The 12,841-nt window shown below is 30.0% G+C and carries 10 protein-coding genes; all 10 read left to right on the top strand.

Annotated elements, in window-relative coordinates:
- Positions 1-398 precede the first annotated feature (398 nt).
- Positions 399-1,628: a magnesium transporter gene (locus ABF633_RS14590; RefSeq protein ID WP_415524622.1), complete on the top strand. Its 1,230-nt coding sequence runs from the start codon at positions 399-401 to the stop codon at positions 1,626-1,628.
- Positions 1,629-1,645: 17 nt separating this feature from the next.
- Positions 1,646-2,899 carry an Nramp family divalent metal transporter gene (locus tag ABF633_RS14585; RefSeq protein WP_415524621.1) on the top strand — a complete coding sequence of 418 codons (1,254 nt, stop codon included), beginning with the start codon at positions 1,646-1,648 and terminating at the stop codon, positions 2,897-2,899.
- 237 nt (positions 2,900-3,136) lie between these two features.
- A complete protein-coding gene (locus tag ABF633_RS14580) occupies positions 3,137-4,579 on the top strand; it encodes a PLP-dependent aminotransferase family protein (protein ID WP_415524620.1) in 1,443 nt (480 codons plus the stop codon).
- A gap of 70 nt (positions 4,580-4,649) precedes the next feature.
- A complete protein-coding gene (locus ABF633_RS14575) occupies positions 4,650-5,474 on the top strand; it encodes a nuclear transport factor 2 family protein (protein ID WP_415524619.1) in 825 nt (274 codons plus the stop codon).
- A gap of 165 nt (positions 5,475-5,639) precedes the next feature.
- On the top strand, positions 5,640-5,957 hold the full coding sequence (locus ABF633_RS14570) for a MazG-like family protein (protein WP_415524618.1): 318 nt from the start codon (positions 5,640-5,642) through the stop codon (positions 5,955-5,957).
- 53 nt (positions 5,958-6,010) lie between these two features.
- Entirely contained in the window at positions 6,011-6,997 is a 987-nt protein-coding gene (locus tag ABF633_RS14565) for a DUF2232 domain-containing protein (protein WP_415524617.1), read from the top strand.
- A 5-nt stretch (positions 6,998-7,002) separates the two neighbouring features.
- Positions 7,003-9,039 carry a DHH family phosphoesterase gene (locus ABF633_RS14560; protein ID WP_415524616.1) on the top strand — a complete coding sequence of 679 codons (2,037 nt, stop codon included), beginning with the start codon at positions 7,003-7,005 and terminating at the stop codon, positions 9,037-9,039.
- A gap of 2 nt (positions 9,040-9,041) precedes the next feature.
- Positions 9,042-9,485 carry a 50S ribosomal protein L9 gene (gene rplI / locus ABF633_RS14555; protein ID WP_415524615.1) on the top strand — a complete coding sequence of 148 codons (444 nt, stop codon included), beginning with the start codon at positions 9,042-9,044 and terminating at the stop codon, positions 9,483-9,485.
- 13 nt (positions 9,486-9,498) lie between these two features.
- A complete protein-coding gene (lonC, locus tag ABF633_RS14550) occupies positions 9,499-11,394 on the top strand; it encodes a Lon family ATP-dependent protease (protein ID WP_415524614.1) in 1,896 nt (631 codons plus the stop codon).
- A gap of 23 nt (positions 11,395-11,417) precedes the next feature.
- The gene (locus tag ABF633_RS14545; protein ID WP_415524613.1) at positions 11,418-12,749 is read left to right on the top strand and encodes a replicative DNA helicase; all 1,332 of its coding nucleotides are present in this window, start codon (positions 11,418-11,420) and stop codon (positions 12,747-12,749) included.
- Positions 12,750-12,841: the final 92 nt, after the last annotated feature.

Below are 12,841 nucleotides of genomic sequence, written 5' to 3'. Positions count from 1 at the left end.
TATCTTTGCAAAAAAAATTTAAGAAAAGAGTTAAATGGTATTGATTGTTTAATTAAATATTTGACAAATTAATTGTATAATTCAATTAGCTGATAAATTTACATGTAAACTAATGAAATTTAAAATAAATTAAATAATTGCCAATATATATTAAATAATGAAGGATATTGAACAAAATTTAGTATATATGGTTGCATTTATTAGGCATAGGAATATAATAATAATGTAAATAAACTTATTAATAATTTTATTTGATATCTTAGAAGTGGAGAGTGATTGTATTAATGGACAGTGGACCCAACCATAATTATAAAATATTAAAATTGAATAATTAGAGGAAGAGTGTACAGACATTAATATTTTTTGTAATGCATTCTTCCTAAAAAGGAGGATGCATTATGGAAATGAACAGTTTTTATTTAAGTAGAGTCCTTGGAAGAAAAATTCTAACTAGAGATCGGAAAGTAGTTGGAAAAATTAAGGATTTAGGTATAAGAAATCAACTTAAGACTCCTAGAGTTGAAGCTATAAAAGTAAAAACTTCTGATGGTATTATATGCATAAGTTCAAAAAATATATCCATAAATAAAGTGGATGGACAATATGTTATAATATGTGATGAAATTAAGAATAGCGATTCTAAGGACATAATGTTTTTAGCACATCACGTGTTAGATAAACAGATTATAGATGTAAATGGAAGAAAAGTTGTGAGGGTAAATGATATACGTCTAGCAAATTTAGTATCAGGAATTTTTATAGTTGCTGTAGACATTGGAACAGAAGGCGTACTTAGAAGAATTGGAGTTGCAAAGCCACTTATGAAGATTGGATTAAAGATATCCAATAAACTTATATTGTGGAATGATGTTGAAACTATTTTTAGCTCTAATGAAAATATTATGCTTTCTAAAACTTATAATAAATTATCTATTTTACATCCATCTGATTTAGCTGATATCATTGAAGATTTTGATGGGAATACGGGAATGAAGATTTTTTCAAGCTTGGATAATGCAAAAGCAGCAGATGTATTAGAGCAGATGGAAGAGGATGCGCAACTTAATTTAATAAATAATTTATCTACTGATAAAGTAGCAGATATATTGGAAGAAATGCCAGCAGATGAAGTAGCAGATATTCTAGATGGTTTAAGTGAACATAAAGCAGAAGAACTTTTAAATAATATGGAAAAAGAATCTTCTGACGAAGTAAGAGAACTTATGGAGTATGAAGATAATGAAGTGGGAAGTTTAATGTCTACTGAATACATTTCACTTAAATCAGATTTGACTATAGAAGAGGCCATTAATATACTTAGAAAATTAAAACCCGAAGAAGATGAAATGTATTGCATTTATGTAGTAGATAATAGCAATAAACTTATAGGAACTTTATCCTTAAGAGATATTATTATATCTGATTCAAAGGATAGGTTAGATAATATAATGAATAGAAATTTTCCATATATACTTGATAAAGATGACATACATGAGTTAATAAAAATTGTTTCTAAATATAATCTTCTTGCTGTTCCTATTGTAAATAATGAAATGAATCTTTTAGGTAATGTTATTATAAATGATATTATATATGAACTTTTGAAGACTAAAAGGAGAATAGGATAGGACGGGAGGAAATTAAAATGGAAGCTAATAAGAAAAATACCCTTATGGGTAAAATTATCCTATTTCTTGGTATTTTAGGACCAGGAATTATTACCGGAAGTGTGGACAACGATGCAGGAGGGATAACTGCTTATTCTATTGCGGGTGCAACTTATGGTTATAAATTGTTATGGACATTAATACCTGCCTTTATTGTACTTCTTGTAGTTCAAGAAATGAATGCACGAATGGGTATAGTTACAAAGAAAGGTTTGGCAGATTTAATAAGAGAAAACTTTGGTGTAAAAATTACTTTTTTTATATTTCTAGGACTTATAATAGCAGATATAGGAAATACGGCTACTGAGTTTGCAGGGGTGGCTGGAAGCATGCAGGTTTTTGGAATATCAAAGTATATATCTGTACCATTAGGGGCAATACTTGTATGGTTTATGGTTGTTAAAGGTACTTATAAGTCTTCAGAAAAGATATTTCTAATATTTAGCGTATTTTTATTATCATATATAATTTCTGCAATAATGGCTCATCCAAATTGGAATGAAATAGGTACATCTATTGTGAAGCCATCTTTAGATATGAATGAAAATAGCTTGAGTATGGTAATAGGTATAGTAGGTACTACTATAGCTCCATGGATGCAATTTTATATGCAATCTTCTGTAATAGAGAAGGGTATAAAGATTGAAGATTATAAATTTGAATTATGGGATGTAATTATAGGATGTACCATTACAGTGGTTGTTGCTTTTTTTATAATAGTAGCTTGTGCAGCAACTTTACATGCAAAAGGTATTTCAATTAATGAAGCCAAAGATGCTGCTGTGGCATTAAAGCCTTTAGCAGGAAATTTTGCTTCGGAAATATTTGCATTTGGATTATTAGTGGCATCTATATTTTCAGCAACTATACTTCCGCTGGCAACGGCTTTCTATATATGTGAAGCCTTTGGATTTGAAGCTGGTATAGATAAGACTATGAATGAGGCACCACAGTTTTATATATTATTCACTGCAATAATGGTAATTGGTGTAGTAATAATATTAATACCTGGGGCACCTCTTATTAGAATTACTTTATTAACTCAGGTGATTAATGGAGTGCTTTTACCTGTGGTTTTAATTTGTATGATGCTTATGGTAAACAATAAAGAAGTTATGGGTAAGTATGTTAATAAAAGTTTAGCTAATATAATTGGTTGGGGAACTATTGGTATTTTAATAATTCTCACTTTTATATTGACATTTGGACCTTTATTTAAAAAAATTTTATAAAAAGTTTAAAATAAGTAGCTTATTAATATAGTTAAGGCTATTTATTTTTTTGTATTTTTAAGTCATAATAAATAATATGAAAAAGTTTATTTGATGACTAGTGGATGTAACACTCCACCTGCTAAAGCTGGGAATAACAGCCACATGTCCCTGGATAATTCATCTAAACTCAGTGTGAGTATAAATCCCACTGAGTAAGATTCATTGATAAGTCTTAAAGACTAAAGAGGTGGGAATATGTTTTTAGATATAAAACTCAATGGAGATTCCCCTATATATTTGCAAGTAAAAAACTATATAAAAGACATGATACTAAAAGGAATGTTTCAAGGTGGAGAAAAATTACCATCCACTAGAGAATTATCTATAGTGCTTAAAGTAAGTAGAAATACAATAATAACAGCCTATGAGTTTTTAGAAGATGAAGGTTTTATATGTATAAAAAAGGGAAAAGGAACATTTATAAATGAATTACATCTAAATAGGCAAGAAAAATGGTGTTTAGATTGGGGTAAAAGAATAAATAGATATGCTGTAAGTTCAGAGAAATTGGATATTATGAAGCATGAACTTCAGTATAAAAAAGGAATGATATCTTTTAAGAGCATAGCTCCAGATGAGAGTTTATTTAATATGGAGGATTTTAAAAGAGCATTTCTAAATAGAATTTCATTAGAGGGAAATAGGCTCCTCAATTATGGATATGCTAAAGGGTATAAGCCGCTTATAGATGAGTTATTGATCTACATGACTAAAAAAGGGGTAGATATAAAAGATAAAGATATATTGATTACTAATGGATTTACAGAGGGTTTTGATTTAATATTGGCTTCTCTTACTAATGAGGGAGATACTATATTAACTGAAAATCCAACTCATAATACAGCTATAAAACTCATGAAGCTTCATGGATTAAATATAATAGGAATATCTATGGAAAAAGATGGGATGAATGTAAATGATCTCATAAGTAAGCTTGATGGTAACGGTAATGTAAAACTAGCATATATTATACCTTCTTATCATAATCCCACAGGAATCGTTATGTCATCTCAAAAAAGGGTGGAGATTTATAATATTTTTAAGAAATACAAAATTCCTATAATTGAAGATGGATTTAATGAAGAATTGAGATATTCTGGGTCTCATATTGCTCCGATAGCTGCAATTTCAGGTGAAGGTAACAGTGTAATATATGCGGGAAGTTTTTCTAAGATTCTGTTTCCGGGTATTAGAATTGGATGGATATTAGCTGATAAAAAACTAATTTCAGTAATGGAGAGTGTAAAGAGAAGCAGAAATATACACACTTCTTTTTTAGATCAGGCAGTTTTTTATGAATACCTGAAAGAAGGCAGTTTTGAAAAGTATCTTAAAAAGGCCAGAAGAGAATATAAAGAAAAATATAAATTTGCTGTACTGTGTATTAAAAAATATATACCCTGTGAATGTATATATGGGGAAGGAGGAATTCATTTATTTATAAAGCTAAAAGGAATCAACTCAAGAGAGGTTTTAAGAGAATGTTATTCTAGAAATATCGTTTTTACAGCAGGAGATATTTTTTATGTGGATGAATCTGGAAAGGATACCTTTAGATTGGGAATTGGAAGAAATACTAAAGAGCAAATTGAGGAAGGTTTCAAAATTATAGGAGAGGTCATAAAAGATATGACATAAACTACCATTGAAGTATGGGGTAAATATTTAATATAATAAATTGATATTATAAAAATAGGTGGGATATTTTATGAAAAAGAAGTTAATAATTATTATTGCAGCAGCCATAGTTAGCATTTCTTTAGTTGGGTGTGAAACCAGTAGTAATAGTGTAAAAAATAATACTAATCAAGTTAAACAAAATTCAGTAGTTAATGCAAATGATAATGATATAATAAAGCTTATAAATGATAAAGCAAAGGCTATAAGTGATAAAAACATAAATAGCTATTTATCAACATTTGTTAAGGATACAGATACATATAATGAAGAAAAGTTAGATAAAAAATACTATTTCGATAATTATAGGGTTAAAGCAGAGATATCTGAGCCAAAGGTGCTTAATAGCTCTGATAAGGGAGCTCAAGTACAGTACGTAATAACTACAACAAAGGTTACAGGACCTGGATTTTTAGATAATAGAACTTTATATGTGGACAATTTGAAAAAAGTGGACAATAATTGGAAAATAGATAGCGAAGAGGTTTTAAATGTAGAGTTTAAAGATGATATTTATGCAACTGTATATAATAATATACAAGCCTTAAATGAAAAGGACATAAATAAATATATGAGTACAATAGATCCAAGTAATAATGATGCCTATAATAAGTTTAGAGATGATCAGTTAGATATGTTTGACAAATATGATTTAACATATAATCTTGAAGAGGCTGATGTATATAAAGATAAAACAGATAAAGATACTGCAGTAGGTTTTATAGAAACTATTAATAAGAGAGATAATTCTGACTTTAAAAATAATAAAACTACTGGTGTAATGCATCTTAAAAAAGTTAATAATCAATGGAAGATATTTAAAATAGATATCCAAAAAACAGAGGATATAAAATAATTTAGCAGTAAGCAGCCAATAATTTTTAATGGCTGCTTTGTTTTTGTAATTGTTCAGTAAGGCTTATTTTAATAAGATTAATTGATAATAAAATATCTGTAGTTGCATAAACATTGAAAAATAACTAAAATAGTAATAAAGGGTTTAAAGGGGATGATTGCGGAGATGAGAAGAGAAGATTTTAAGATAATGTCAGATGTAAAAACTATTGAAGAGCTAAAAGCTAATTTGATATGTATAATAGGTGATCTATATAAACTTTTTACTAAGGGAAGCAATGCAGCACAGGATGCGATATTAGAATGTATTTCCGGGGCAATAATATTATTATATGTACTTGGCGGCAGAATGGGATATTCTCATCTTGAAATTGATGAGGAAATGAAGAAAAAATTAAAATTGGGCATAATTGAAGAGGATGGTATTGAAAAGGATGGAAAGGATTTAAGTAAACTGTATAATCATTTAAAGGATAGAAATTAAAATTTTAACAAAGAATACTGGTGACATATATAGTGGAGGTTTAGGAGGAAAATATGCATAATAAAAAATATAATACAAAGGCATTAGTAGAATCAGGAATAATGGCAGCAATTTTAGTAGTCACTATGCTTATATCTATTTATATTCCTTTAATAGATACCATTGCTTATCTTGCATTACCAATACCAATTGCATTGACATATGCAAGAAATGGATTTAAATATGCTTTTGCATCTTTAATATCTGGAGCTTTAGTAGGAGTATTTATTATAGGCCCAATAAAAGCAGTGCAACTTATAATTATTTCATTTTTTGTAGGATTAACTCTAGGGTATTGTATTATAAAGCATAAAAAAGCTTCAAAAACTATGATATACCTATCTGCAGCCTTTGGAATAGTTGTAATAATAAATTTATTCTTAATATCGTTATTTATATATAAAAATGGAGTTATAGGATTTGTTGATAATATTGTAAATACTTTTAATGAATCTATAAATATAACTAGAAATATGTATTTGGGCATGGGTGTAGCTAAAGATGAAATTGAAAGGGCGCTCCCAAGCAATATAATGCTTAACAGGGATCAAATAATTTGGATATTACCTGGTATGGTAGTTATAATATCATTAGTATTGGCATTTTTTAACTATAAGATGGCTGAATCCATATTTTCACGACTAAAAGTTCAGGTAGATAAGCTGAAGGGAATAACATACTTTTATATACCAAGTCTAATTGGTGCTTTTATGATAGTTTTAGTATGTATAGGTTTAATTTTTAAAAGTAGAAATATGCTTATAGGAAATTATGTCTTTTATTCTACTTATGCATTACTTTCATTAGTATTAACCATAAATGGTATTGCTGCTGTAATCTATTTTCTTAGAAATAAACTTAATTTTTCAAATGGATTTATAGTAATAACCATTATATTATTGCTTTTGGCATATTATTCTTTATTTATGATTATAGGTGTAATAGAACTCATAGTGGATTCTAGAAAACTTGATCCAAATAGGATTAGGAAAATTAGGTGAATAGTATGAAAGATAAGTATGATTATTCTTACCCGAATAATTTTGTATATATTATAATAATAGCTATACTCATTGCAGTAATATTTTTGTATAATCATTATATTATAGGATTTATGGCACTAGGAGTCCTTTTATTACTTACTCTCTATAGTATAAAAAGTATTCAAGTGAAGAAAAATGAATGGAAAAGATTTATTGAAGATTTTTCATCTAAATTGGATTCTGCTACAAAGAATACCTTGGTAAAGCTGCCTTTCCCACTTATTATTATAAATAACAAAGGAAATGTGCTTTGGTATAATCAAAGATTATCCATAATTTTTGATAATAAAGATGTGCTGGGGAAAAAAATTAATGAAATAATTAAAGGAATTAATGTAGAAGATATTTTAAAAGGTAAAAGGAATAATTATAGTGAACTTAAAATTCATGAAAAGTATTATGATATGCATGCAAGTTCTGTTGATACCATAGGAAATACTGATAGTAGAAGTTCCAGAGATAATATAATTCTTTTGTACTTTTATGATGTAAGTGATAAGCACGAATTACTTATAGAAATTGAAAATATAAAAGAATCTGTAATACTTATAGAGGTTGATAATTTAGATGAAGTAGTTAAAAGTACTCCAGAAGACAAGAAACCACTTTTAATAGCAGAGGTGGAGAGAAATATTAATAGCTATGCTCAAAGTATTAATGCAATGTTTAAAAAATATTCTCATGGAAAATATGTTTTGGTTATACAAAATAAAAACATAAAAAAAGAGATGGAAAAGAAATTTGAAATTTTAGATATTGTTAGAGAAATAAATACAGGTAATACACTGGCGGTAACTCTTAGTATTGGCATAGGTAGAGGTGGAGCAACACCTATTGAAAATTACAATTTTGCTGTATCTGCTAAAGAGCTTGCATTAAGCAGGGGCGGAGATCAGGCTGTTATGAAATATAATGATAAAATGCTATTTTATGGTGGTAAAACTAAAGAAGTAGAAAAGAGAACAAAGGTGAGAGCCAGAGTTATAGGTCAATCCTTAGTGAATCTTGTAAAGGAAAGCAGCAGTGTAATTATAATGGGACATAGTAATCCTGATATTGATTGTCTAGGAGGAGCCATAGGTATATATAGTGGAGTTAGAAATTTTAGAAAGGAAAGCTATATACTAATTGATTCTTTAAATGACAGCGTAAAATACATTTATAAAAAATTAAAAAAGGATAAGGACTACGTAAATAATTTAAAAAATAGCATTGAATCTGAAGAATTGATAGATGATAATAGTTTATTAATATTAGTTGATGTAAACAATTCAGCTTATGTGGAAAACCCTGCCATATTAAAAAGATTTAAAAAAGTAGTGATAATAGATCATCATAGAAAGTCAGTTGATGTGGTTAAGGATGCTATACTTAGTTACATTGAACCCTATGCTTCATCTACTTCAGAACTTGTAACTGAAATGGTACAATATATGGATGAAGATTATAAAATGAAGCCTGTGGAGGCAGAAGCACTTTTAGCAGGAATTTGTGTGGATACTAAGAATTTTTATTTTAAAACAGGGGTTAGAACCTTTGAGGCTGCTGCATATCTCAGAAAGCATGGGGCTGATACAATTGATGTAAAAAAACTTTTTTCAAGTGATCTAGATAGTTTTATTAAAAAATCTGAAATTATAAAGTCAGCAAAAATCATAGAGGGTAATATAGCCATAGCAATATGTCCATCTACAATAGATGATAATATATTAGCAGCTCAAGCCGCAGATGAACTTTTAAATATTAAAGGCATTGAAGCTTCTTTTGTATTAGTTAAAATTAAAGATGTAGTTTTAATAAGTGGAAGATCCTTTGGAAATATAAATGTTCAACTTATTATGGAATCTCTCGGAGGGGGAGGACATATGACTATGGCTGGAACAAAGATAAAAATTTCATCAGAAAATGAAGATCTGATAAATGATTATAAAAATGCAATGAATTATTCTATTGCAAAATTAAAAAAATCTATTGAAAAGTACTTAAGGGAAGGTGAATAGTAATGAAAGTTATATTATTGAAAGATATAAAGGGAACAGGAAAAAAAGGTGAGGTTATCAATGCATCTGATGGTTATGCAAGAAATTTTCTATTTCCTAAGAAATTGGCTGAAGAAGCCAATAATGCCAATTTACATGTGTTAAATCAGAAAAATGAGGCTATTAGAAAAAAGAAGCTGGAAGAGACAGAAGCAGCACAAAAATTAGCGGAAGAGTTGAAAGGTAAGGAATTAAAAATAATTGCTAAGGCTGGTGAAGGTGGAAGACTTTTTGGCGCTATAACAAGTAAAGATATATCATTAGAAATAAAAAATAAATTGAAAGCGGATATAGATAAAAAGAAGATAGTTACTGATTCTATAAGACAATTAGGAAATTATGAAATCGAACTAAAAATTTATCCTGAAGTATCCACCAAAATAAAAGTACTTATAGTTGAGCAGTAGGGGGAGAAAAATTTTGAAATTGCAGTTTGATTCTAATAGTCAAGATGACAAAAAAACAAATTATGTACAATTAGATGCTCAGGTAAATATAATATTGAAAACACTAAAAAGTGTATTTGATGAGGGCACAATTAAAGCTAGAGTAGTGAAGTATAAACTTCAAAAGTTTATGAAAAGTGATGATATGTATAAGAAATTGTATGCAGTGAATAAAATTGTTTGTGGTAATGAAGGAGTAGAGTCCATTCCAACAGAACAGAATGCTAACGAAGTTTTAGAAACTACCAATAAGTCCATGGCTGAATACGTGGCGAAAAAATATATGGAAAATAGATTACAGGCTGAAGTTGAACAGGTTTTAATGGATAAGCAGGAAAAGTATATAGAAGAAATAAAAATGGGTATAATTAAAAAGAAAAAGGGACCTGAAAATGCTAAGACTCTAAAGAGGCTTGAAGATTTTAAAAAATTGGATTCCAAAAAGCTTAGTAAGAATATACAGTCTATATTAAGACCAGAAACTTTTTCAGAAATTATAGGACAAGAAAGGGCAATAAAAGCCATATTATCAAAGATCGCTTCACCTTATCCTCAGCATATTATACTTTATGGGCCACCAGGAGTTGGTAAGACAACTGCAGCAAGAATTGCCCTCAATGAGGCAAAACATTTAAAGTATACACCCTTTGAAGAGGATTCAAAATTTGTTGAAGTTGATGGTACTACGCTTAGGTGGGATCCAAGGGAAATTACCAATCCTCTCTTAGGATCAGTACATGATCCAATATATCAAGGAAGTAAGAGAGAATTAGCTGAAATTGGTGTTCCAGAGCCCAAGACAGGACTTGTAACGGAAGCTCATGGTGGAGTCCTATTTATAGATGAAATTGGAGAACTTGATAATATTCTTCAAAATAAATTATTAAAGGTTCTTGAGGATAAAAGAGTGGAGTTTTCATCTTCTTATTACGATCCGGATGATGAGAATGTACCTCAATATATAAAATACCTTTTTGAAAAAGGAGCTCCAGCTGATTTTGTTTTAATTGGGGCAACTACAAGACAGCCTTCTGAGATCAATCCTGCACTTAGATCAAGATGTACAGAAGTTTATTTTGAACCATTATCTTCAAAAGACATTGAAACTATAGTAATTAATGCCAGTAAGAAACTTAATGTTAAATTAGAAAAGGGTATTCCTGAGATTATAAGCAGATACACTATAGAAGGAAGAAGAGCAATTAATATTTTAGCAGATGTATATGGTTATACTTTGTACAACAAAGGCTTGAATTCAAAAGATAAAGTTAATATAACTAAGGAAGATCTAGAAGAAGTTATAGGTATAAGCAGGCTTACTCCCTATGAGACTATAGATAAAACTAATAATTTAGAAATTGGTCATGTCTATGGTTTAGGGGTAAGTGGATATGTTGGATCTACAATTGAAATAGAAACATCAGTATTTCCAGCAAAGGAAAAAGGTCATGGGAAGGTAAGATTTAATGATACTGCAGGTAGTATGGCTAAGGATTCCATATTTAATGCTGCTTCTGTTATAAGAAAAATTACAGATAAAGATATAAAGGATTATGATATACATGTTAATTTTATTGGTGGGGGAAAGATCGATGGTCCATCAGCTGGAGCAGCTATTACTGTTTGTATAATAAGTGCCCTTTTAGAAAGACCAATAAGGCAGGATGTAGCTATGACTGGAGAAATTTCATTAAGAGGCAAAATTAAGCCTGTAGGTGGAATATTTGAAAAAGTATATGGTGCAAGAAGAAAAGAAATAAAACTTGTTACAGTACCAAAATATAATTTTAAAGAAGTGCCAAAGGGATTAAAGGATATTGATGTAAAACCTGTAGAAACTATAGAAGAACTTATGGACATAGTATTTTAGAAAACATAGGAGAGATGATATAAATGGCAGCACCTCTTAGGAGTTTACCGCAAAATATAGAAGCAGAGCAATCTGTACTAGGCTCTATGATATTGGATAAAACCTCTATAGCTGAGGCAGCAGAAGTTTTAAGAGGTGATGATTTTTACAGAGAAAATCACAAATTAATTTTCAGTGCTATAATAGACCTTTATCAAAGGGATATTCCGGTAGATATGATAACTCTTATTGAGCATTTAAGATCTACAGAAAGACTTGAAGGGGCAGGAGGAATTACTTACATTACAGAGATCTGTAATTCAGTACCCTCCACAGCAAATTTAACATCTTACATAGATATAGTAAAGGAAAAGTCTATTTTAAGAAGGCTAATAAAATCTTCAACTGAAATTATTGAGGAAAGCTATAATCAGCAAGATGATGTTCCAAAGGTTTTGGATTCAGCAGAAAAGAAAATATTTAACATAGCACAAAACACAGTAAGTACTGATTTTGAAGCTTTAAGCACAGTTTTGGAAAGAGGATTTTTAGAAATTGAAAGACTTTATAATAATAAGGGAGAAGTAACGGGTGTTCCTTCTGGATTTCCAGAATTGGATGCAAAGACCTCTGGCTTTCAAAAGGGTGACATGATTCTTATTGCAGCCAGACCTTCTATGGGAAAAACAACCTTTGCACTTAATTTAGCAGAGTATGCAGCACTTAGATCTGCTAAGAGTATAGTAGTGTTTTCACTGGAAATGTCAAAGGAGCAATTAGCGTATAAGCTTTTATGTTCTGAGGCAAATGTTGATATGCTAAAACTTAGAACTGGAAATCTTGAGGACAGTGATTGGGATAATATAGCCAGGGCATCAGGACCTTTAGCGGGGGCAAAAATTTATATAGATGATACTGCTGGAATATCTGTGATGGAAATGCGTTCTAAGTGTAGAAGAATAAAAATAGAACATGGAATAGATATGATAATAATAGATTATCTTCAGCTCATGTCAGGAAGTGGAGAAAGTAGGCAACAGGAGGTATCAGAGATATCAAGATCTATTAAAGCTCTGGCAAAAGAAATGCAGTGTCCTGTTATTGCCCTTTCTCAGCTATCACGTGCACCTGAGCAGAGAACAGATCATAGGCCAATGCTTTCAGATCTTAGAGAATCAGGTTCTATAGAGCAGGACGCAGACCTTGTTATGTTTTTATATAGAGATGAGTATTATAACAAAGAAACAGAAGAAAAAAATGTAGCAGAATGCATTATTGCAAAACAAAGAAATGGTCCTACAGGAACGGTAAAGCTTGCTTGGCTAGGTCAGTTTAGTAAATTTGGAAGGCTGGACATTATCCACAGAGAAGAATAAAAATTATTTTAACCTGACTAACTTGGCGTAAGTCTCTCACTTCTTCAAGTGGGAGTTCAACGCCAAGTAAGCCATGCATTTGCAGTTCTAAA

The organism is Clostridium sp. (assembly GCF_047718555.1).
Taxonomy (GTDB): Bacteria; Bacillota; Clostridia; order Clostridiales; family Clostridiaceae; genus Clostridium_I.
This window is presented reverse-complemented; position numbering and strand designations above follow the sequence as displayed.

Coding starts and splice junctions, on each gene's coding strand:
- ABF633_RS14590 (WP_415524622.1), top strand. CDS start 399: ATGGAAATGAACAGTTTTTATTTAAGTAGAGTCCTTGGAAGAAAAATT.
- ABF633_RS14585 (WP_415524621.1), top strand. CDS start 1,646: ATGGAAGCTAATAAGAAAAATACCCTTATGGGTAAAATTATCCTATTT.
- ABF633_RS14580 (WP_415524620.1), top strand. CDS start 3,137: ATGTTTTTAGATATAAAACTCAATGGAGATTCCCCTATATATTTGCAA.
- ABF633_RS14575 (WP_415524619.1), top strand. CDS start 4,650: ATGAAAAAGAAGTTAATAATTATTATTGCAGCAGCCATAGTTAGCATT.
- ABF633_RS14570 (WP_415524618.1), top strand. CDS start 5,640: ATGAGAAGAGAAGATTTTAAGATAATGTCAGATGTAAAAACTATTGAA.
- ABF633_RS14565 (WP_415524617.1), top strand. CDS start 6,011: ATGCATAATAAAAAATATAATACAAAGGCATTAGTAGAATCAGGAATA.
- ABF633_RS14560 (WP_415524616.1), top strand. CDS start 7,003: ATGAAAGATAAGTATGATTATTCTTACCCGAATAATTTTGTATATATT.
- rplI (WP_415524615.1), top strand. CDS start 9,042: ATGAAAGTTATATTATTGAAAGATATAAAGGGAACAGGAAAAAAAGGT.
- ABF633_RS14545 (WP_415524613.1), top strand. CDS start 11,418: ATGGCAGCACCTCTTAGGAGTTTACCGCAAAATATAGAAGCAGAGCAA.